General features: G+C 66.3%; 21 protein-coding genes. 2 read left to right on the top strand and 19 right to left on the bottom strand.

Annotated elements, in window-relative coordinates; translation table 11 throughout:
- Window positions 1–47 precede the first annotated feature (47 nt).
- Entirely contained in the window at window positions 48–1322 is a 1275-nt protein-coding gene (locus CAG31_RS16045) for an Hsp70 family protein (protein ID WP_085582799.1), read from the bottom strand.
- A gap of 289 nt (window positions 1323–1611) precedes the next feature.
- Between CAG31_RS16045 and CAG31_RS16040 the strand changes: the two genes are divergently transcribed.
- The gene (locus CAG31_RS16040; protein WP_085582797.1) at window positions 1612–2556 is read left to right on the top strand and encodes a DnaJ C-terminal domain-containing protein; all 945 of its coding nucleotides are present in this window, start codon (window positions 1612–1614) and stop codon (window positions 2554–2556) included.
- Between the two features lie 23 nt (window positions 2557–2579).
- Window positions 2580–2885 (top strand): chaperone modulator CbpM, encoded by a 306-nt coding sequence (locus CAG31_RS16035; protein ID WP_085582795.1) that lies wholly within the window; start codon window positions 2580–2582, stop codon window positions 2883–2885.
- Window positions 2886–3011: 126 nt separating this feature from the next.
- Here the strand turns inward: CAG31_RS16035 and CAG31_RS16030 are convergent, their stop codons facing one another.
- From CAG31_RS16030 to CAG31_RS15945, 18 genes are all read right to left on the bottom strand, one after another.
- The gene (locus tag CAG31_RS16030; protein WP_085582792.1) at window positions 3012–4139 is read right to left on the bottom strand and encodes a sensor histidine kinase KdpD; all 1128 of its coding nucleotides are present in this window, start codon (window positions 4137–4139) and stop codon (window positions 3012–3014) included.
- A 154-nt stretch (window positions 4140–4293) separates the two neighbouring features.
- Window positions 4294–5994 (bottom strand): urease subunit alpha, encoded by a 1701-nt coding sequence (ureC, locus tag CAG31_RS16025; protein ID WP_085582790.1) that lies wholly within the window; start codon window positions 5992–5994, stop codon window positions 4294–4296.
- 160 nt (window positions 5995–6154) lie between these two features.
- Window positions 6155–6463: an urease subunit beta gene (locus CAG31_RS16020; RefSeq protein WP_085582788.1), complete on the bottom strand. Its 309-nt coding sequence runs from the start codon at window positions 6461–6463 to the stop codon at window positions 6155–6157.
- Window positions 6460–6996: a GNAT family N-acetyltransferase gene (locus tag CAG31_RS16015; protein WP_085582786.1), complete on the bottom strand. Its 537-nt coding sequence runs from the start codon at window positions 6994–6996 to the stop codon at window positions 6460–6462. Before CAG31_RS16015 ends, CAG31_RS16020 begins: the two co-directional genes overlap by 4 nt.
- A 5-nt stretch (window positions 6997–7001) precedes the next feature.
- Complete coding sequence (locus CAG31_RS16010; RefSeq protein ID WP_085582784.1) at window positions 7002–7535, bottom strand: GNAT family N-acetyltransferase; 534 nt, start codon at window positions 7533–7535, stop codon at window positions 7002–7004.
- A gap of 9 nt (window positions 7536–7544) precedes the next feature.
- Window positions 7545–7847, bottom strand: coding sequence for an urease subunit gamma (ureA, locus tag CAG31_RS16005; protein ID WP_085582782.1), 303 nt, complete (start codon window positions 7845–7847; stop codon window positions 7545–7547).
- Between the two features lie 92 nt (window positions 7848–7939).
- On the bottom strand, window positions 7940–8779 hold the full coding sequence (locus CAG31_RS16000) for an urease accessory protein UreD (protein WP_085582780.1): 840 nt from the start codon (window positions 8777–8779) through the stop codon (window positions 7940–7942).
- Window positions 8780–8809: 30 nt separating this feature from the next.
- Window positions 8810–9508: an urea ABC transporter ATP-binding subunit UrtE gene (gene urtE, locus CAG31_RS15995; protein ID WP_085582778.1), complete on the bottom strand. Its 699-nt coding sequence runs from the start codon at window positions 9506–9508 to the stop codon at window positions 8810–8812.
- A gap of 139 nt (window positions 9509–9647) precedes the next feature.
- Window positions 9648–10520, bottom strand: a complete 873-nt coding sequence (urtD, locus tag CAG31_RS15990; protein ID WP_085582776.1) for an urea ABC transporter ATP-binding protein UrtD — start codon at window positions 10518–10520, stop codon at window positions 9648–9650.
- Complete coding sequence (gene urtC / locus CAG31_RS15985) at window positions 10517–11596, bottom strand: urea ABC transporter permease subunit UrtC (protein ID WP_085582774.1); 1080 nt, start codon at window positions 11594–11596, stop codon at window positions 10517–10519. The genes urtD and urtC overlap by 4 nt, the downstream gene beginning before the upstream one ends.
- Window positions 11596–13098 carry an urea ABC transporter permease subunit UrtB gene (gene urtB / locus CAG31_RS15980; protein WP_085582772.1) on the bottom strand — a complete coding sequence of 501 codons (1503 nt, stop codon included), beginning with the start codon at window positions 13096–13098 and terminating at the stop codon, window positions 11596–11598. The genes urtC and urtB overlap by 1 nt, the downstream gene beginning before the upstream one ends.
- Before the next feature lie 159 nt (window positions 13099–13257).
- Window positions 13258–14523 (bottom strand): urea ABC transporter substrate-binding protein, encoded by a 1266-nt coding sequence (gene urtA / locus CAG31_RS15975; protein ID WP_085582770.1) that lies wholly within the window; start codon window positions 14521–14523, stop codon window positions 13258–13260.
- Between the two features lie 224 nt (window positions 14524–14747).
- On the bottom strand, window positions 14748–15047 hold the full coding sequence (locus CAG31_RS15970) for a hypothetical protein (RefSeq protein WP_085582768.1): 300 nt from the start codon (window positions 15045–15047) through the stop codon (window positions 14748–14750).
- Between the two features lie 44 nt (window positions 15048–15091).
- A complete protein-coding gene (locus CAG31_RS15965) occupies window positions 15092–16102 on the bottom strand; it encodes an iron ABC transporter permease (protein ID WP_085582766.1) in 1011 nt (336 codons plus the stop codon).
- The gene (locus CAG31_RS15960) at window positions 16099–17046 is read right to left on the bottom strand and encodes an ABC transporter substrate-binding protein (RefSeq protein WP_085582764.1); all 948 of its coding nucleotides are present in this window, start codon (window positions 17044–17046) and stop codon (window positions 16099–16101) included. The genes CAG31_RS15965 and CAG31_RS15960 overlap by 4 nt, the downstream gene beginning before the upstream one ends.
- Window positions 17043–17831, bottom strand: a complete 789-nt coding sequence (locus CAG31_RS15955; protein ID WP_085582762.1) for an ABC transporter ATP-binding protein — start codon at window positions 17829–17831, stop codon at window positions 17043–17045. The genes CAG31_RS15960 and CAG31_RS15955 overlap by 4 nt, the downstream gene beginning before the upstream one ends.
- Before the next feature lie 12 nt (window positions 17832–17843).
- Window positions 17844–19967: a TonB-dependent siderophore receptor gene (locus CAG31_RS15950; protein WP_085582760.1), complete on the bottom strand. Its 2124-nt coding sequence runs from the start codon at window positions 19965–19967 to the stop codon at window positions 17844–17846.
- A gap of 151 nt (window positions 19968–20118) precedes the next feature.
- Window positions 20119–21498, bottom strand: coding sequence for a PepSY domain-containing protein (locus CAG31_RS15945; RefSeq protein ID WP_085582758.1), 1380 nt, complete (start codon window positions 21496–21498; stop codon window positions 20119–20121).
- Between the last annotated feature and the right edge of the window lie 77 nt (window positions 21499–21575).

Here is a 21575-nt window from a genome sequence, read left to right as displayed (position 1 = left end):
GCGAGCCTGGCTGGCTTGCCCGGTCAGTTGTGGCGAGGGCAGTGGGGTCAGTTCATCGCGCCGTAGCGCTTCATCGCCTCGATCGCCAGCCCGCTGCCGATGCTGCCGAAGATGTTGCCTTCCACATGCCGCGCGTTGGGCAGCATCGCCGCGACGCTGTTGCGCAGCGCGGGGATGCCGCTGGAGCCGCCGGTGAAGAACACCGTGTCGACCTGGCCCACCGCCACGCCGGCGTCGGCCAGCAGTTGGGTGACGCTGGCGCGCACGCGCTCAAGCTGGGGGTCGATGGCCGACTCGAACAGCGTCCGGGTCAGTTCCACGTTGAGCCCGGCCTCGATCCGGTCCAGCGCCACCTGGCGGCTGTCGCTGTGGGTCAGCTGGATCTTGGTCTCTTCCACTTCCATCGCCAGCCAGTGGCCGGCGCGCTGCTCGATCAGCTTGAACAGGCGGTCGATGCCGCCGGTGTCCTCGATGTCGTAGCGCATGCTGCCCAGGGCCAGGGTCGATTTCTGCGAGTACACCGAGTTGATGGTGTGCCAGGTCGCCAGGTTCATGTGGTGGCTGGTGGGCATGAACGCGCCGCTCTTCATCCGGCTGCCGTAGCCGAACAGCGGCATCAGGCCCTGCAGGCTCAACTGCTTGTCGAAGTCGGTTCCGCCGATGTGCACGCCGCCGGTGGCGAGGATGTCGTCGTGACGGTTGTCCACACCCCGGCGCTCGGGCGACAGGCGCACCAAGGAGAAGTCCGACGTACCGCCGCCGATGTCGACGATCAGCACCAGTTCTTCCCGTTCCAGGGTCGACTCGTAGTCGAACGCCGCCGCGATCGGCTCGTACTGGAAGGACACGTCCTTGAAGCCGATCTTCTTCGCCACCTCCGCCAGGGTGTCTTCGGCTTCCTGGTCGGCCAGCGGATCGTCGTCGACGAAAAACACCGGGCGGCCCAGCACCACCTGCTCGAACTCGCGGCCGGCGGAGGCCTCGGCGCGGCCCTTGAGCTGGCCGATGAACAGCCCGAGCAAGTCCTTGAACGGCATGGCCGTGCCCAGCACGCTGGTGTCGTGCTTGATCAGCTTGGAACCGAGCAGGCTCTTGAGCGAGCGCATCAGGCGGCCTTCGTAGCCTTCCAGGTACTCGTGCAGCGCCAGGCGCCCGTACACCGGACGGCGTTCTTCGATATTGAAGAAGACCACCGACGGCAGGGTGATCTTGTCGTCTTCCAGCGCGATCATCGTTTCCATGCCGGGGCGCAGCCAGCCGACGGTGGAGTTGGACGTGCCGAAGTCGATGCCGCAGGCACGGGCTGGAGAGGCGTCTTTCATGTCTTTCGGTTCCGGTCAAAAAAACGGCCGCGCAGTGTATGCCAGTGCGCGGCAGATTCGAAGGCCGGTCATCCGCAATTTGCCGCCCGGATGCCTTGAAAGCCTGCGCATCGCCCCAAACTTGCTGGCATGGGCCGGCAGATCACCGGCGGTCGCAAGAACCGCCGTCCACTGCCGATAAACTTCTGCTGCGCCGATCGGTCACAAAGTTGAGATCGGTCAAACCGGCCTGCGCGAATCGGCGCAAGCTGACACTGGCGCGAAACCGATGACGATGGTGACTCCTTAGATGGACTTCAAAGACTATTACAAGATACTCGGCGTGGAGCCGACGGCGGACGACAAGGCGATCAAGGCCGCCTATCGCAAGCTGGCGCGCAAGTACCACCCCGATGTCAGCAAGGAAAAGGACGCCGAGGCCAAGTTCAAGGACGCCTCGGAAGCCTATGAGGCGCTCAAGAGCGCCGACAAGCGCGCCGAGTACGACGACCTGCGCCGCTACGGCCAGCACGGCCAGCCGTTCCAGGGCCCTCCGGGCTGGCAGAGCCGCGGCGGCTTCGGCGGCGGATCCGACGGCGGCGACTTTTCCGATTTCTTCAGCTCGATCTTCGGCAACCGCGGCCCCGGCTTCGGCGGTGGCGGCCGGCAATCGCGCAGCGCCGGGCGCCGGGGGCAGGACGTGGAAATGGAACTGCCGATCTTCCTTGAGGAGACCCTGTCGAACGAGTCGAAGAAAGTCACCTTCCAGGTGCCGCAGCACAACGCGGCGGGCCAGCACGTCAGCAACACCAGCAAGAGCCTGAACGTGAAGATCCCGGCGGGGGTGACCGACGGCGAGCGCATCCGCCTCAAGGGCCAGGGCGCACCGGGCGTCGGCGGCGGGGCCAACGGCGACCTGTACCTGACCATCCGCTTCGCGCCGCACCCCAAGTTCGACGTCGAAGGCGACAACCTGATCATCACCCTGCCGCTGGCGCCGTGGGAACTGGCGCTGGGCGCCGAGGTGGCGGTGCCGACCCTGACCGGCAAGATCAACCTCAAGGTGCCGGCCGGCAGCCAGAACGGCCAGCGCATGCGCGCCAAGGGCCACGGCCTGAAGAACAAGGCCGGCGAGCGCGGTTACCTGTTCGTCCAGCTCAAGGCCGTGATGCCGAAGGCGACGGGCGACGACGTCAAGGCCCTGTGGCAGGAACTGGCCAAGAAAGCCGCCTTCAATCCGCGAGAGAACTTCTGAACCCAGCGACGGAGTAGCCCGGCATGAGCAGCCCCCTGATCGTTCAACTGGACATGGCAGAATTCTGTGAGGCGACCGACCTGACGGACGCCTACGTGATCGAGATCGTCGAGCACGGCATCCTCGAACCTCAGGGCGCGCAGCCCCGGGAGTGGCGCTTCACCGATGTCGAACTGACCCTGGCCCGGCGCGCGGCCAAGCTGCGGCGCGACCTGGAGCTTGAGTGGGAAGGGGTGGCGCTGGCGATGGAGCTGCTGGAGGAGGTGAAGGCGCTGCGGGCGGAGAACCGGATGCTGCGCCAGCGCCTGGCGCGGTTGGTGGCCGAGTGATCCTTGCGCGGACTTAATCGGCCTCTTCGTCGGCTCGCAGCCCTGAGCGAGCCCGATGCCACTGTTGACCGCATTCCCCTGAGGGAGCGGGCTTGCCCGCGATGAACGGTCACGCGGACTCTCAGGTTAAGCCTTCCTCGGCAACACCACGCTGAACAGCGTCCCTTCCTCCCCGCTCGAACTGACCTCGATCGTCCCGCCATGGGCGGTCACCACTTCCTTGACGATGAACAGCCCCAACCCGAGGCTGGTGGACGTCTGGCCGAGCACTTCGTCGGCGCTGCGCACCAGCGGGTCGAAAATCGTGCCGATGGCGTCCTCTGAGATCGGCTCGCCGTGGTTGTGCACGGTCAGGCGCACGCTGTCGGCTTCCCCGTGCAGGCTCACCACCACGCCCTGCGGGCCGGTGCCGTGCTGCAAGGCGTTGCCGATCAGGTTCTGCAGCAGTTGGGCCAGCCGTCCGGCGTCCCACACCCCGTGGGTGTCGCCCTCGACCTTCAGGATCGTGTCGCTGTCCGGATTGCCGGCGAAGGCCTCGGCGATGGCCGCCCGCGCGGTGTCCGCCAGGTCCATCGGCGCCGGTTCGATCGGCAGGCTCTTGCCCAGGCGGCTGCGCACCAGTTCCAGCAGGTCGCTGACCATGGCCGCCATGTGCCGCGAACCGTCCTTGATGTTCTGCACGAAGGGCAGGGCGTCGTCCTGCAGCGCGGCCTTGCGCAGCAGCATTTCGGTGGAGATGGTCACGGCCTGCAGCGGCGCGCGCAGGTCGTGGCCGAGAATGGCCAGGAAGATGTCCCGCGAGCGGTTGACCTGTTCGGCGTAGGCCGCCGTGGACTCGGCCAGGGCTTCGTCGATGGCTTCGTTGAAACGGATCATGTCGCGCAGGCCGGTGCGGTCCGGCGTCTGCAGGCTGTCGACCCACAGGCGGATCACGCAGGCGCGCAAGTGGCGGAACTCGGAGGTCATCTGCACCAGGTCGAAGCCCACCGAGTGGCGCATTTCGCCATGGCTGGCGCCGGCCTGGTCCAGGCTCGGGGTCTTGGGCGGCCCTTCGCCCTTGGACTTGTCGGCCTGTTCGTCGGCGGTCTGCGGTTTGTCCATGTCCCGGGCGGCGGCCAGCAGGAGCGAGCGGGCGTGGTCGCGCAGGGCCGGGCTGTCCAGGTAGTCGGCCGCCGGGGTGATGGTGCGGGCGAAGGTCTCCCACTCTTCGACGATGGGATCGACGTTGGCCACGATGAATTCGGAAAGACGCATGAACGGTTACCTGATGCGATTCACAGGGGAGCGTCTCGAAGCGTAGTCCGTCTGGCGAAAAACGGGATGAATTGCTGTGGCGAGGGCGCTTGCTCCCGCTGGACGGCAAAGCCGTCCCCCGGGATCCTCGCCACAGCCCCTGCGGAGCACCGGATCAGAACAGGAAATACCGCTGCGCCATCGGCAGGGTGTCCGCCGGTTCGCACCACAGCAGCACGCCGTCGGCCTTGACCTGGTAGGTCTGCGGATCCACGTCGATGGCCGGCAGGTAGTCGTTGTGGATCAGGTCGGTCTTTTGCACGTCGCGGCAGCCCTTGACCACGCCGATGGCCTTTTTCAGGCCCAGGGCCTCGGGCAATCCGGCCTCGTGGGCGGCCTGGCTGATGAAGGTCAGGCTGGTGGCGTGCAGCGAGCCGCCATAGCTGGCGAACATCGGCCGGTAATGCACCGGCTGCGGCGTGGGGATCGACGCGTTGGCGTCGCCCATCAGGCTGGCGGCGATGGCGCCGCCCTTGAGGATCAGCGTCGGCTTGACCCCGAAGAACGCCGGACGCCACAGCACCAGGTCGGCCCATTTGCCCACTTCCACCGAACCCACCTCATGGCTGATGCCGTGGGTGATCGCCGGGTTGATCGTGTACTTGGCGATGTAGCGCTTGGCGCGGAAGTTGTCGTTGCCTTCGCCGTCCTGGGGCAGCGGGCCGCGCTGGCGCTTCATCTTGTCGGCGGTCTGCCAGGTGCGGGTGATGACCTCGCCGACCCGGCCCATGGCCTGGCTGTCGGAACTGATCATGGAGAACGCGCCGAGGTCGTGGAGGATGTCTTCGGCGGCGATGGTTTCGCGGCGGATGCGGCTTTCGGCGAACGCCACGTCTTCGGCGATGCTCGGGTCCAGGTGATGGCAGACCATCAGCATGTCCAGGTGTTCGTCGATGGTGTTGCGGGTGAACGGCCGGGTCGGGTTGGTCGAGCTCGGCAGCACGTTGGGGAAGCCGCAGGCCTTGATGATGTCCGGCGCATGGCCGCCGCCGGCGCCCTCGGTGTGGTAGGTGTGGATGGTGCGGCCCTTGAACGCGCCGAGGGTGGTCTCGACGAAGCCGGACTCGTTGAGGGTGTCGGTGTGGATCGCCACCTGCACATCGAACCGGTCGGCGACGCTCAGGCAGTTGTCGATGTTCGCCGGGGTCGTGCCCCAGTCCTCGTGCAGCTTGAGGCCGATGGCGCCGGCCCTGACCTGCTCGATCAGCGGCTCCGGCAGGCTGGCGTTGCCCTTGCCGGTGAGGCCGATGTTCATCGGGAACGCGTCGGCGGCCTGGAGCATCCGCGCCAGGTGCCACGGCCCCGAGGTGCAGGTGGTGGCGTTGGTGCCGGTGGCCGGTCCCGTGCCGCCGCCGATCATGGTGGTGACGCCGCTCATCAGCGCCTCTTCGATCTGCTGCGGGCAGATGAAGTGGATGTGGGTGTCGATGCCGCCGGCCGTGAGGATCATGCCTTCGCCGGCGATGACTTCGGTGCCGGCGCCGATGGCGAAGGTGACACCGGGCTGGATGTCCGGGTTGCCGGCCTTGCCGATGGCGTTGACGCGCCCGTCCTTGAGGCCGACGTCGGCCTTGACGATGCCCCAGTGGTCGACGATCAGCGCGTTGGTGATGACGGTGTCGACCACCTCGGCGGCCAGCCGCTGGCTCTGGCCCTGGCCGTCGCGGATCACCTTGCCGCCGCCGAACTTCACTTCTTCGCCGTAGGTGGTGAAGTCCTGCTCGACTTCGATCCACAGCTCGGTGTCGGCCAGGCGCACCTTGTCGCCGACGGTGGGGCCGAACATGTCGGCGTAGGCTTGACGCGAGATCTTCATTCCAGTTCCTTGCACGAATGTGTTGTGGCGAGGGAGCGCGCTCCCGTCGGGCTGCGCAGCAGCCCCAAAACCTGCCGATGATTGTCTTCACCCATTGCGCGTTGCCCGGATTGCGGGCGCTGCGCACCCGGGCGGGAGCAAGCTCCCTCGCCACAGGGCCTCAGTCGAGGTCGCCCATGACTTTGCCGGCGAACCCGAACACCCGGCGCAGCCCGGCGAGCTCGACGAGCTCCACCTCGCGGCTCTGCCCAGGCTCGAAGCGCACGGCGGTGCCGGCCGGGATGTTCAGGCGCATGCCGCGGCTGGCGGCGCGGTCGAAGGCCAGGGCGTCGTTGGTCTCGAAGAAGTGGTAGTGCGAGCCGACCTGGATCGGCCGGTCGCCGCGGTTGGCCACCGTCAGGCTGAGGGTGCGGCGGCCGGCGTTGAGTTCGATGTCGCCGGGCCGGATCTGGTATTCGCCGGGAATCATCCGTTCGCTCCTTGCAGGATCTTGTAGTAGAGGGCCGTCGGGCGGTAGGTGCCGTCCGGGCCGCAGGCGTAGTCGGGAATCTCCCCGGCCTTGGTGTAGCCCTGCGCCCGGTAGAAGTCTTCGGCCGGCGAGCCGGCCTCGGTGTCGAGGTACAGCATGCCGCGCCTGTGCTGGCGCGCGGTCTGCTCCAGCGCGTCCATCAGTTGCTGGCCGAGGCCGCGGCGGCGGGCGTTTTCGCGCACCAGCAGCTTCTGCACCTCGGCGCGGTTCAGGCCGTTGGCCTTCTGGCACAGGCTCAGTTGCACGCTGGCCTGCACCTGCTCGTCCTTGACCACCACCCACAGCAGGACGCTGCCCTTGTTCACGCTGTCCTGCACATCGTCGAAATAGGCACGGGCCTGGGCGGCGTCGAGGCCGGCCATGAAGCCGACGCTGGCGCCGTAACCCACCGCGTCGAGCAGCAGGTCGATCAGGCCCTGGCGGTAGTGCGCAAAACTTTCGGCATTGACGCGTCGCAGTTGGGCGGGGTTCATCGGTGTCACTCCTTGTGGGCGGCCGGTGGCTGCGCGCCGGGATTGAGGGTCAGTTGCATGAACGTCAGGTCGAGCCAGCGGCCGAACTTGGTGCCCACCTGCGGCATCTGCCCGGTGACGATGAAGCCGGCGCGCTCGTGCAGGCGGATCGACGCCGCGTTGCCGCTTTCGATGGCGGCGACCATCACGTGCTTGCCGCAGGCCTTCGCCCGTTCGATCAGCGCCGTCATCAACTTCGGCCCCAGGCCGTTGCCGCGCTGGTCGCTGCGCACATAGACCGAATGCTCGACGGTGTGGCGGAAACCGTCGAACGGCCGCCAGTCGCCGAAGGAAGCGTAGCCGAGCACGGTGTTGTCGGCGTCGGTGATCACCAGGATCGGGTAGGCCTGGGCCTGGCGGGCGCTGAACCACGCCTGGCGGTTGCCCAGGTCCACCGCCTGTTCGTTCCAGATCGCCGTGGTGTTGAGCACGGCGTCGTTGTAGATGTCGCGGATCGCCGGCAGGTCGGCGTGCAGCGCATCGCGCAGGGTGTAGGTCATGGCGCGGCCTCAGGCGATCGGTTGGTGGACGGTGACCAGTTTGGTGCCGTCGGGGAATGTCGCTTCGATCTGGATCTCCGGAATCATTTCCGGGATGCCTTCCATCACCTGCTCGCGGGTCAGCAGGGTGGTGCCGTAGTGCATCAGGTCGGCCACGGTCTGGCCGTCGCGGGCGCCTTCGAGCAGCGCGGCGGAGATGTAGGCCATGGCTTCGGGGTAGTTGAGCTTCACGCCGCGGGCCAGGCGCCGCTCGGCGACGAGGCCGGCGGTGAAGATCAGCAGCTTGTCTTTTTCGCGTGGGGTCAGGTCCATCGTAGACATCCGTCAGGGCAGTTCGAAAAGGTGTCGGAGCGGCGGATGCCGATCCTTGCGGGAGCGAGCCCGTTCCCGCACAAAAGCTTCATTCAGGTGTTCCAGATCCGTGGCGGCACGGCCTCGCGGCCCAGCAGCACCGGGCGCAGCAGGCGCCACAGGCCGATCAGCCAGGCGCGGGCCTGCAGCGCCTCGGCGGCCAGGCAGCGGGCCACCAGCAACCCCGGCAGTTGGGTCAGGTCGCCGCGCACGCCAGGGTCCAGGGCGCGGCAGCGCTCCAGCAGCCCGGCGTCGATCTCGCCGGTGACCAGCAATGTGGCGAACACCGGATGGCCGTCCAGCCCGATCGGCGAGTCCAGCAGGCCGTCGCCGCCGGCGATGCGCTGGCGTTCGTGCCAGAGCGGCCGACCGTCGCGGCGGATGTCCAGGTGCGCCTGGAAGTGGCCGCGGTCGAAGCGCTCCCCGGCGGCCGGGCGGCCCAGCGCCACCACGTCCCAGTAGAACAGGCGGGCGTCGTCCTCAAGGTCGATCGAGGTGGTGAGTTCGGCCTGGGCGGCGCTGTAGACGATGGTCTCCTGGGGCAGCCATTCCAGGGTCGCCCCGGGGCCGACGCGCAGGTCGAGCCGCTGGAAGGCCGGCCCGGCCGCGCGGTACCACTTGGCCGCGCCGGGGCTGGTGATCTGGGCCCAGGCGTCCCGTTCGACATGGGCGCCGATGTTCAGCCGGTCACCGCCGGCGATGCCGCCCGGCGGGTGCACGATGATGTGCTGGCAGACCTCGGGCCCTTCGGCGTACAGGTGCTTCTGCACGCGCAGCGGGCCGAGGTGGCGGCGCCGTGTGGGGCGGGTGCAGTCGCCGAAGCGGGCGTAGGCCAGCTCCAGCTCGGCGTGCCAGCTCGGGGTGAACAGGGCGGTGGGGACGGGTGAGTTCATGTTCTTCGATGATCGCCGGGACGCTACAGACTAGATCGTTACCAGCCCGCGCACACCCTCGGCCTCCATATTTTCTCCGCGGCCCTGCTGCACGATCTCGCCGCGGGACATCACCAGGTACTGGTCGGCCAGTTCGGCGGCGAAGTCGTAGAACTGCTCCACCAGCAGGATCGCCATGTCGCCGCGGGCGGCGAGCCGCTTGATGACGGCGCCGATTTCCTTGATCACCGACGGCTGGATGCCTTCGGTGGGCTCATCGAGGATCAGCAGGCGCGGGCGGCTGGCCAGGGCGCGGCCGATGGCCAGCTGTTGCTGCTGGCCGCCGGACAGGTCGCCGCCGCGCCGCTGCTTCATCTGCTGCAGCACCGGGAACAGCTCGTAGATGAACGCCGGCACCTCTTTGGCCTCGCGGCCGGGAAAGCGCGACAGGCCCATCAGCAGGTTCTCCTCCACGGTCAGCCGCGCGAAGATCTCCCGGCCCTGGGGCACGTAGGCGATGCCGGCGTGCACCCGCTGGTGCGGCTTGTGCGCGGTGATCGCCCGGCCTTCCCAGCTCACCGTGCCTTCCTTGGCCGGCAACAGGCCCATCAGGCACTTGAGCAGCGTGGTCTTGCCCACGCCGTTGCGCCCGAGCAGGCAGGTGACTTCACCGACCTTCGTCTCGAAGCTCAGGCCTCGCAGGATGTGGCTACCGCCGTAGTACTGGTGCAGCTTGTCGACTTGCAGCATCTTCAAGTTCCTTGAGTATCACTCTGCCCCTGTGGGAGCTGGCTTGCCAGCGATAGGGCCGGCACATTCGACATGGCGGGTGCCTGACCCACCGCTATCGCCGGCAAGCCAGCTCCCACAGGATTTGTATTCGCAAGGTTCAGCGACCGAGGTACACCTCGATCACCCGCTCGTTGTCCTGCACCTGCTCCAGCGACCCTTCGGCCAGCACGCTGCCCTGGTGCAGCACGGTGACGCGGTCGGCGATGGCGCCGACGAAGCCCATGTCGTGCTCCACCACCATCAGCGAATGCTTGCCCGCCAGCGACTTGAACAGTTCGGCGGTGAACTCGGTCTCGGCGTCGGTCATCCCTGCCACCGGTTCGTCGAGCAACAGCAACTGCGGGTCTTGCATCAGCAGCATGCCGATCTCCAGGAACTGCTTCTGGCCGTGGGACAGCAGGCCCGCCGGCCGGTTGACCGAGGCGCTCAGGCGGATGGTCTCCAGCACCTCGGCGATGCGGTCTTTCTGCTCGCCGCTCAGGCGCGCCCGCAGGCTGGCCCACACCGACTTATCGGTCTTCTGCGCCAGCTCCAGGTTCTCGAACACGCTCAGGGCTTCGAACACCGTGGGCTTCTGGAACTTGCGGCCGATGCCGGCCTGGGCGATCCGCACCTCGCTCATCTGCGCAAGGTCCAGGGTTTCGCCGAACCAGGCCTTGCCGCGGGTGGGGCGGGTCTTGCCGGTGATGACGTCCATCAGCGTCGTCTTGCCCGCGCCGTTGGGGCCGATGATGCAGCGCAGCTCGCCGACGCCGATGTACAGGTTCAGGTCGTTCAGCGCCTTGAAGCCGTCGAAGCTGACGCTGATGTCTTCCAGGGTCAGGATCGTGCCGTGGCGGGTGTCGAGCCCCGGGCCGACACGCTGGCCGAGGCCCAGGGCATCGCGGCCGGTGCCGGCGTCGCGGTTCGGATCCAGCGGCGGGAAGAAGGCCGGTTCGAGCATGAACTCGGCGCTGGCGGTCACTCTCATGGCTCACCTCGTTTTTTCAGCAGGCCGATCACGCCTTTGGGCAGGTACAGGGTCACGCCGATGAACAGCGCGCCGAGGAAGAACAGCCAGTATTCGGGGAAGGCCACGGTGAACCAGCTCTTCATGCCGTTGACCAGGCCGGCGCCGAACAGCGGGCCGATCAGGGTGCCGCGCCCGCCGAGGGCGACCCACACCGCGGCTTCGATGGAGTTGGTCGGCGACATCTCGCTCGGGTTGATGATCCCCACCTGCGGCACGTACAGGGCGCCGGCCAATCCGCACAGCACTGCGCTCAACACCCAGACGAACAGCTTGAAGCCGCGCGGGTCGTAGCCGCAGAACATCAGGCGGTTCTCCGCATCGCGCAGGGCGGTCAGCACCCGGCCGAACTTGCTCCGGGCCAGCTTCCAGCCGATGAACAGGCTCGCCGCCAGCAACAGCACCGTAGCCAGGAACAGCGCCGCGCGGGTGCCGGGTTCCGTGATGCCGAAGCCCAGGATCGTGCGGAAGTTGGTGAAGCCGTTGTTGCCGCCGAACCCGGTCTCGTTGCGAAAGAACAGGAGCATGCCGGCGAAGGTCAGGGCCTGGGTCATGATCGAGAAGTACACGCCCTTGATCCGCGAACGGAAGGCGAAGAAGCCGAACGCCAGCGCCAGCAGCCCCGGCGCCAGCACCACCAGGCACAGGGCCCAGAGGAAGTGGTCGGTGCCGCTCCAGTACCAGGGCAACTCGTTCCACGACAGGAACGTCATGAACGCCGGCAAGCCGTCCCCGGCGGCCTGGCGCATCAGGTACATGCCCATGGCGTAGCCGCCGAGGGCGAAGAACAGGCCGTGCCCCAACGACAGCAGGCCGGCGTAGCCCCAGACCAGGTCCAGCGCCAGGGCGACGATGGCGTAGCAGAGGATCTTGCCGACCAGCGTCAGGGTGTAGGCCGAGACGTGCAGCGCGCTGTCCGCCGGCAGCAGCGACAGCAGTGCCAGGGCGATCAGCAGGGCGAACGCCGCGGCGCCGACGGCGAGGGTGATGGTAGGGCCGGCCTTTTGCGTGGCCGTGAGCAACAGTGGCTGGTTCATCAGTCGATCACCCGTCCCTTGAGAGCGAAGAGGCCTTGCGGACGCTTCTGAATGAACAGAATGATCAGCGCGAGGATCAGGATCTTGCCGAGCACCGCACCGATCTGCGGTTCGAGCAGTTTGTTGGCCACACCGAGGCCGAAGGCGGCGCACACGCTGCCGGCCAGTTGGCCGACGCCGCCGAGCACCACTACCAGGAACGAGTCGATGATGTAGCTCTGGCCCAGGTCCGGCCCGACGTTGCCGATCTGGCTCAGCGCCACGCCGCCGAGGCCGGCGATGCCCGAGCCGAGGCCGAAGGCGAGCATGTCGACCCGTCCGGTGGGCACGCCGCAGCAGGCGGCCATGCTGCGGTTCTGGGTGACGGCGCGCACGTTCAGGCCCAGGCGCGTCTTGTTCAGCAGCAGCCAGGTCAGCGCCACCACGAACAGCGCGAAGGCGATGATCACGATGCGGCTGTAGGGCAGCACCAGGTTCGGCAGCACCTGGATCCCGCCGGACAGCCACGCCGGGTTGGCCACCTCGACGTTCTGCGCGCCGAACGCCAGGCGCACCAGTTGGATCAGCATCAGGCTGATGCCCCAGGTGGCGAGCAGGGTTTCCAGCGGCCGGCCGTAGAGGTGGCGGATCACCGTGCGCTCCAGGGCCATGCCGATGGCGGCGGTGACGAAGAACGCCACCGGCAGCGCGATCAGCGGATAGAACTCCAGGGCCTGCGGCGCGTGGCGCTGGATCAGCAGTTGCACCACGTAGGTCGAGTAGGCGCCGAGCATCAGCATTTCGCCGTGGGCCATGTTGATCACGCCGAGCAGGCCGAAGGTGATCGCCAGGCCCAGCGCCGCCAGCAGCAGGATCGAGCCCAGGGACAGTCCGCTGAACGCCTGGCCGAGCAGGTCGCCCACCAGCAGCTTGCGCTTGACCTGGCCCAGGCTGGTTTCGGCCGCCGTGCGCACGCCGGCGTCGGTTTCGGCGCCGGGTTCGAGCACGCCTTCGAGGCGGGTGCGGGCCAGCGGGTCGCCGGTCTCGCCGAGCAGGCGCACGGCGGCCAGGCGCACCGCCGGGTCGGCGTCCGCCAGTTGCAGGTTGGCCAACGCCAGGCTCAGGGCGGCGTGGACATGCTCATCGGTTTCGCCGGCCAGTTGCCGGTCGAGGAAGTTCAGTTGGGCGGGCTTGGCGCTCTTCTGCAATTGCTGCGCAGCGCCCAGGCGGATCTTCGCGTCGGCGGCGAGCAACTGGTGACTGGCCAGGGCGGTGTCGGTCAGGCCCCGCAGGCGGTTGTTCAGGCGCAGGGTCTTGGTCTGGCCGGCGACGGTCAGTTCGCCTTGCTGCAGGGCGCCGAGCAGTTCGATGCGCGCCGGATCGGGCTGCGCGGCCCAGGCTTCCAGCAGTTTGGCCTGTTGCGCGGGGTTGGCGGCGACGAAGTCTTCGGCATCCCCGGCGTGGGTGGCCATCGGCAGCAACAGTGCGACGGCCAGGATCAAGCGGATAAGGGCAGTGGGCATAGAGAGGCGCCTTGCTTGGATTGTGTGGGAGCTGGCTTGCCGGCGATGCAGGCGACTCGGTGCACCTGGCGAACCGAGGTGATGCCATCGCTGGCAAGCCAGCTCCCACAGGATCGGTGTCAGGCTCAGGCGTCGTGCCCAAGCCTGACGTTCAAGGGGTCAGTTGCTCTTCACCGCATACTCCGGCTTCTTGTCGTTGCCCGGGATGAACGGGCTCCACGGCTGGGCGCGGACCGGGCCTTCGGTCTGCCAGACCACGTTGAACTGACCGTCCGGCTGGATCTCGCCGATCATCACCGGCTTGTGCAGGTGATGGTTGGTCTTGTCCATGGTCAGGGTGTAGCCCGACGGCGCGGCGAAGGTCTGGCCGGCGAGGGCTTCGCGCACCTTGTCGACGTCGGTGGACTTGGCTTTCTCCACCGCTTGGGCCCACAGGTGGATGCCGACGTAGGTGGCTTCCATCGGGTCGTTGGTCACGGCCTTGTCGGCGCCCGGCAGGTTGTGTTTCTTCGCGTAGGCTTTCCAGTCATCGACGAATTTCTTGTTCACCGGGTTCTCGACGGACTCGAAGTAGTTCCACGCCGCAAGGTTGCCCACCAGCGGCTTGGTGTCGATGCCGCGCAGTTCTTCCTCGCCCACCGAGAACGCCACCACCGGTACGTCGGTGGCCTTCAGGCCCTGGTTGGCCAGTTCCTTGTAGAACGGCACGTTGGAGTCGCCGTTGACCGTGGAGACGACCGCGGTCTTGCCGCCGGCCGAGAACTTTTTGATGTTGGCCACGATGGTCTGGTAGTCGCTGTGGCCGAACGGGGTGTAGACCTCTTCGATGTCCTTGTCGGCCACGCCCTTGGAATGCAGGAACGCGCGCAGGATCTTGTTGGTGGTGCGCGGGTAGACGTAGTCGGTGCCGAGCAGGAAGAAGCGCTTGGCGCCGCCGCCGTCCTCGCTCATCAGGTACTCGACCGCCGGGATCGCCTGTTGGTTGGGCGCGGCGCCGGTGTAGAACACGTTCGGCGACATTTCCTCGCCTTCGTACTGCACCGGGTAGAACAGCAGCCCGTTGAGCTCCTCGAACACCGGCAGCACCGATTTGCGCGACACCGAGGTCCAGCAGCCGAACACCACTGCCACCTTGTCCTGGGTCAGCAACTGCCGGCCCTTCTCGGCGAACAGCGGCCAGTTCGACGCCGGGTCCACCACCACCGGCTCCAGCAGCTTGCCGTTGACGCCGCCCTTGGCGTTGATCTCGTCGATGGTCATCAGCGCCATGTCCTTGAGGGACGTCTCGGAGATCGCCATGGTGCCGGACAACGAATGCAGAATCCCGACCTTGATGGTCTCGGCGGCCTGGGCCGTCCAGGTCATGCCCATCGCGGCAATGCTTGCCGAGAGTGTGAAAGCCTTGATCAAACTGCGACGCTTCATTGTGCGATCTCCATGAACGTTAAAGTTTTTTATGGTTGGCAGATGCGGACGACTGAAGGGTGTTTTGCAAGGGCTGTGCCCGGTCTGGATCGGGCAGGAAAATGTCGGTCTAGAGCGGTTGCGCGCAGAGGCGGCGCACCAGGAGGGGACAGGCGGCAGGGTGTGGTGCAAGGAAGTGCTTCATCGTGGTGCTGCCGCCAGGCGGCAGCGGTGTCGGTTGCAACTCAGTTCACGCCGGGGAACGAATCGACGTACTTGATGGTGAAATCAGGGAAGGAATCAACGATCTGGATTTTGTAGTCGGGAAAGCTGTCGACGGTTTTCCATTTGCCGGCCGAGTCCGGGAACGAGTCGACTCTCTTCACTTTGAGATCGGGAAACGAGTCCACGACCTTCACCTTGTAATCGGGGAAGCTGTCGACGAATTTGATCTTGCCGTAGACCTTCGAGACATCGACGGTCGTATCGGCCAGCACCGCGCTGGATCCCACAAACAGCAACGCGACAACAGCTGTTTTCAACATGACGCTCATCCTGAGAAAAATCGGGTGCGCAGTCTAAGGCAGGCTCAGCGGCGGCGCATCAGGCCGATGAAGAACAGTCCGCCGAGGGCCGCGGTGGCGATGCCGATGGGCAGGTCTTCGGGGGCGATCAGCGTGCGTGCGGCGACGTCGACCCACACCAGAAACACACTGCCGAGCAACACGCACACCGGCAGCAGGCGCCGATGTTCTGCACCGATCAGACGCCGGGCGATGTGCGGCACCATCAGTCCGACAAAGCCGATGGAGCCGCTGATCGACACCAGCACCCCGGTCATCAGCGAAGCAATCACGAACACCCGAAGACGCACCGACCGAGCGTTCAGGCCGAGGGTGACGGCCGTCTGTTCGCCGGCCATCAAGGCGTTCAGCGGTCGGGCCATGCCCAGCAGCAGGATCAACCCGAGCAGGGCGCTGAGCGCCGGCACCGCCAACAAATCCCAACGCGCCAGACCGAGGCCGCCGAGCATCCAGAACATGACTGCCGAACTGGCTCGATGATCGCCCATGAACAGCAGCAGATTGGCGATCGCCATCATCACGAACGACACCGCCACGCCACACAGCAGCAGGCGATCACTGTCCAGCCGACCCTGACGGTTGGCGATGCCCAGTACCAGAAACATGCTCGACAACGCGCCGATGAACGCGGCGATCGGCAAGGTCAGCAGACCGACGATTTCACCGACGTGCAGCACCACGATCACTGCGCCGAGGGTTGCACCGGAAGTGACGCCGAGCAGGTGCGGATCGGCCAGCGGATTGCGCGTGACCGCCTGCAGCACCGCACCGATCAATGCCAGTCCGGCCCCGACCAGCGCACCGAGCAACATGCGCGGCACGCGGATCAGCCAGACGATGTGCTCCTGGCCGGCGCTCCAGTCGGGCACGCCGACGGCGAACAGCTTGTGCAGCAGGATCCGCCACACCACGTCCACCGGCACCCGCGCAGGGCCGAAGCCCAGTGACACCACGCATGACACCAGCAGCGCCGCGCCGAGGGCGATCAGCAGCCAGCCGTAACGACGACTGATCATTCGCCGTGGAACCCTTTGGCCAGGGTTTCAACCGCGAGCACGTTGTCGATCCCCGGCGTGGCCTGCACGTAGGGGATGACGATGAAGCGCTGGTTCTTGATCGCGTCCACCGATTGCAGGGCCTTGTTCTTCAGCAGGAATTCAATCTTCTGCTCGGCGGTGATTTCGCTGTAGTCGACGATGACGATTACCTGCGGATTGCGCTCGACCACGGTTTCCCAGTTGATCCGGGTCCAGCTCGCTTCGACGTCGTCGAGAACGTTGCGCCCTCCCGCGGCGTCGATCAGCGCCTGCGGCATGCCGAGGCGGCCGGAGGTCATGGCGCGGTCTTCGCCGCTGTCGTACAGGAACACGCGCGGTTTTTCGGCGGGCAGGTCTTTGCGGATTTCCGCGACCTGGCTTTGCATGCCGGTGATCAGCGCATTGGCGCGATCCTGCACGTCGAAGATCTTTCCGAGGTTGCGCAGGTCGTTGTAAGTGTCGTCCAGCGAGGCGGCCGGGCGCTTCATCACGAAGGCGCAGGACTCGGTCAGCTCATAGACGTTGATGCCCAGCGGTTGCAGGGTCTGTGGCGTGAGATCACTACCGACGCGCATGCCGTAATCCCAGCCGGCGAAGAAGAAATCGACGTTGGCGTCGAGCAACGTTTCCACCGACGGGTATTTGGCTGCCAGTTCCGGCAAACCATCCAAAAGCGACCGCATCTGCGGCGTTACCGATTTCCAGCCACTGATGCCGCTGTAGCCGGCCATCTTCGACTTGAGGCCGAGGGCGAGCATCATCTGGGTCATGTTGATGTCGTGGCTGACCGCGTGTTTCGGCGCTTCCTTGAAGGTGACTTCGCGGTTGCAGCTGTGGATCATCAGCGGGTACTTCGTGGCCTCGGCGAAGGCTTGGGTGGTGCCCAGCAACAGGGCGAGGCAAAGCAGGGAGCGCACAGTCATGGTCGGGTAATCCAGGTGATTCGCGGGTAGCCGTGGAGGGGGTGTGGATCGATCAATGCTTCGACGCCGAACACGTCGCGCAGCAATTCAACGGTGAGCACTGCTTGCGGCGTGCCGCTGGCGACGATGCGGCCGTGGTTGATCACATACAACCGGTCGCAGAACGCGGCGGCCAGGTTCAGGTCGTGGATGCTCGCCAGGGTGCCGATCCGCAAACGCTTGACCAGTTGCAGCAGCTCCAACTGATAACGCGGGTCGAGGTGGTTGGTCGGCTCGTCGAGGATCAGCAATTGCGGTTGCTGGGTCAGGGCGCGGGCCAGGATCACCCGTTGCTTTTCGCCGCCGGAAAGGGTGGCGAACGCGTGATCTTCGAAGCCGTGCAGCCCCACCGATTGCAGCGCCCGAGTGGCGAGGTGACGGTCTTCCAGCGTGTCGCCGTCGAACAGGCCTTTGTGCGGCGTGCGGCCCATGGCGACCACTTCTTCGACGGTCAGGCCGAAGGCATCGGGGAATTCCTGCAAGACCACGGCGATGCGTTGGGCGCACCAGCGCGAGGATTGCTTCCAGACGTTGTGGTGATCGAGCTTGACCTCACCGTGCTCCGGCTGACTGAAACGGTAGGCGCAACGCAACAGGCTGGTCTTGCCGCTGCCATTGGGCCCGATCAGACCGACGAACTCACCGGCGGCCACTTGCAACGAGGCGTCACGCAGCTGGAACTGGTGATGGCAGTGGCCGTGGCCCAGAGGTGTCCAGGCAAGATCGGTGAGGGACAGTGAGGTCATTTCGTTCCTGTTCTAGAAGGTGTAGTCAGCCGTGACAAAGAACGAACGAGGCTCACCCAGAATCCACTGCTGGCCCTCATTGTATTGGCTTTGCGCGTACTGCCGGTCAAACAGATTGTTCACCTGCAGACCCAGCGTGGTGTTGCGCAGCGCTTTCCACGACAGCGTCGCATCGACCACGGTGTAGCTCGGCAGCTCGTTGCGGTTGGCCATGTCGGCGTAGCGCGCATCGACATAACGCACGCCGGCGCCGGCCTTCAGATCGTCGGTGAGGGCCTTGTCCAGCCACAGGTTGGCGGTGCGCCGCGGAACGTCCACCGGACGGTTGCCGTTGCGCGAGACCGGGACGCCTGCGACCACCTCTTCGAAGTCGTCGTACTTGGCCTTGACGATGGCCGCGTTGGCCTGCATCCGCCAGGCGTGCGGCAGTTGCAGGTCGAGGCTGGCTTCCAGGCCGTTGGACGACTGCTGGCCGACCTGCTGCTTGAGCGTCGGATTGCCCGGATCGTCGGTCAGCAGTTTCTTTTTCACGATGCGGTAGGCCGCCAGGGTGAATTCGCCGCGGTCGTCCCAGAACAGCTGCTTCATGCCGATCTCGGTCTGCCGGGCGGTGGCCAGGTCGTACTGCTGCTGGCTCGGGCTCAGGGAAATCAGGCCGCCGACGCCGTCGGTGCTGGTGGCCACCTGACCGTAGAACGACGTCTGCGGCGTCAGGGCGAACACCAGTCCGGCCTTCCAGTTGTTGCCGGTCAGGGTCTTGTCGCTGCGGCTGTCGTTGACCAGGTTGTCGCGGTCCACGTGCACGTAGTCGCGGCGCACGCCGGTCACCAGCGACCAGCGCTCGCTCAGTTGCGTGCGGTTTTCGGCGAACGCCGACATTTGCTTCGTGGTGCTCTGGAACTGGCCGCGGTAAGGATCGGCGCTCTCGAAATGGCCCGGCTGCGGACGGTACACGTCCAGCGGCTGGCCGTCCGGCAACACGTCGTTGAACGGCGAGTTGCTGTCGAGGCGGAAGCGGATGCGGTTGTAGTCGACGCCGGTGACGGTCTGGCTGTCGAGGCCGAACAGCGAGTGCTTGAAGGTGAAGGTCTGGCGGTCGCCGACCTGCTCCTGCTTGTGGCCGATGCCGAAGTAGCCGCTGCGGCTCAACTGCTGGCTGTCGCGGTCGAAGTTGTAGTTCTCGGCGTTCTGCCAGCGGCGTCGGGCCTTGAGGTAATAGAGTTCGTTGCTGGCGCTGACCGTGTCGTTGATCTGCCAGTCGCTGGTCAAGCGCGTCCACTGGTCGTTGTAGTGCTGCTTGTCGTCGCGCACGTTGTAGTTCTTGTTGCGCAGGCTGTCCTTCAGGCGGCCGCCGATCAGCGGGGTGCCGAAATAGTTCTGCGGACGCTGGTCGCCGTAGTCGTGGGCCAGGGTGAAGGTCAGGTCGTCCCGGGCCTGCCAGCGCAGGGCGGCGCTGACGAAGTCGGCGGACGAGTCGCCGCGGTCGATCCAGCCGTTGCTGCGCAGGCGGTTGAGGTTCAGGCGGTAGCTCAGGGTGTCGCTCAGCGAGCCGCCGCTGTCGAGCGCCTGCTGCTGGGTGTCGAAGGAGCCGTAGCCGACGCGCAGGCGGTTTTCGATCTCGCCTTCGAAGGGCTTTTTCGGGATCGTGTTGACCACCGCACCCGTGGCGCCTTCGCCGTACAGCACCGAGGCCGGGCCGCGCAGTACGTCGACGCGCTCCACCGACCAGGTGTCGACCGGGAAGGTCACGGTGCCCATGCCGGTGTACATACGGTTGCCGTCATACAACTGCATCACCGAGCTCTGCCCGGTGAAGCCGCGGGCCTGCAACGAGGTGCCGCCGTCGCCGGGGGTGCCGGTGCGGCTGATGCCGGTGCTGCGCGACACGGCGTCCTGCACGCTGCGGTCGCCCCGGGTGCGGATCCGCTCGCCGGTGAGGCTTTCGGTGCTGGCCGGGGTCTCCAGGGCGCTGAGGTTCAGGCGCGAGCCGGCGCCGGTCGGGGTGGCGAGGCTGACGGCCTCGTCATCCACCGCCGGTGCGGTGATGGTGCCGGTGGGCAGCGTCAGCGGCGGGGCGTCGGCATGGGCGCCGTTCGCCGCGAACAGGCAAAGGCCGGACAGGAGGTACTTGTTCATCTGAGCTTCAAATCGCTTCTTCAAAAGAAAGCCCGCCGTCCTTCGACGGCGGGCAAAGCGGTCATTTAGCGTTATACAGTAACACTAAAATGTCCGGGGGGCTAAGCCCCGAAAGTGTATAGAAGCGTCTAAATCACGCATCTCGCCTGATTCATGATGAAGTTGAAGCCGATTCAGTTTGCCGCCCCAACCGCGACAGCACCAGCCAGTCCAGCAGCCCCACCACCACCAGCGAAGCCCCCACCAGCGGGAATGCCACGCCCAGCGCCAGCATGATCGCCACCCCGGTCTTCCATTTCGGCAGGTCGTGGCGCAGCGGCGGGACGCCGAACTTGCCCTGCGGGCGGCGCTTCCACCAGATCACCACGCCGCTGACCGCGCTGAGCAGGATCATCAGGCAGATCAGCAGCACGACGATCTGGTTGAAGGTGCCGAACATCTTGCCTTCGTGCAGCATCACGCCGATCTCCGTGGCCCGGGCGACGGCGCCGTAGTGCTCGAAGCGCACGTCGGCGAGCACCTTGCCGGTGTACTGGTCGATGTGCAGGGTGGCGTCGTTGCGCGGGTCGTCGGCGAACACGGAGACGGTGAACACGCCGGTGGCGGTGGTCGGCAGGGTGATGCTGTAGCCCGGCTCGACGTTGCGCTGCGTGGCGATGTCCTGCACCGCTTGCAGGCTGACGGCCGGGGCCGCCGGGCCGTGCTGCATGCCGCCGTGGGCCATGTGTTCGGCGTGGTCGCCGGACATCGGCATCGGCGTGTTCTCCATGGCCCACGGCACGGTCTGGCGGGCGGCCGTGTTGAGGCTGCGGGCCTCGACGTCGGAGGTCGGCACGTTGTCCCACATCGCCGCCGGGAACACGTTCCACACCTGGGCGTACTGCTTGCCCCAGAAACCGGTCCAGGTCATGCCGCTGAGCAGCATCACCAGCAGCAGCGCGGCGCCCCAGAACCCGGTGACCGCGTGCAGGTCACGCCACAGCACGCGGCCGCGGCTGCTCAGGCGCGGCCACAGGATCCCGGCGGCCTGGCCCCGCGGCCACCACAGGAACACCCCGGACACCACCAGCACCACGCCCCAGCCGGCGGCGAGCTCGATGAGCCGGTCGCCGACGGTGCCGATCATCAGCTCGCCGTGGATCGCCCGGGCGACGGCCTGCAGGTTCTGCTTGGCGTCCTGCTCGCCGAGGATGTCGCCGTGGTACGGATCGACGAACACGTTCAGTTCGTGGCCGGCGTCCTTGACCACGAACTGCGCGCTGCGTCCGGCGGCCGCCGGCGGCAGGTACTGGGTGACCTGGCCTTGCGGGTAAGCGCCCTTGACCCTTTGCAGCAGGTCATCGGCCGGCACGGTGTGGTGCCCGGCCGGGACGTTGAGCAGGCTGCCGTACATCAGCGAGTCGAGCTGCGGCTTGAAGAGATAGATGATGCCGGTCAGGGCCAGCATCACCATGAATGGCGCGACGAACAGACCGGCATAGAAATGCCAGCGCCAGGCCAGGTTGTAGAAATTCGGTTTGGGCTGTTTCATCACGTGTGCTCCGCTTGGCTTGGATCTTTTAGTTGTTCATTCAGGCTTGACCGCCGCATCCCTTGTGGGAGCGGGCT

This window comes from Pseudomonas sp. R25(2017) (assembly GCF_002112565.1).
Taxonomy (GTDB): domain Bacteria; phylum Pseudomonadota; class Gammaproteobacteria; order Pseudomonadales; family Pseudomonadaceae; genus Aquipseudomonas; species Aquipseudomonas ekonensis.
The sequence above is the reverse complement of the archived record's forward strand: the minus strand, read 5'-3'. Positions and strand labels throughout refer to the sequence as shown.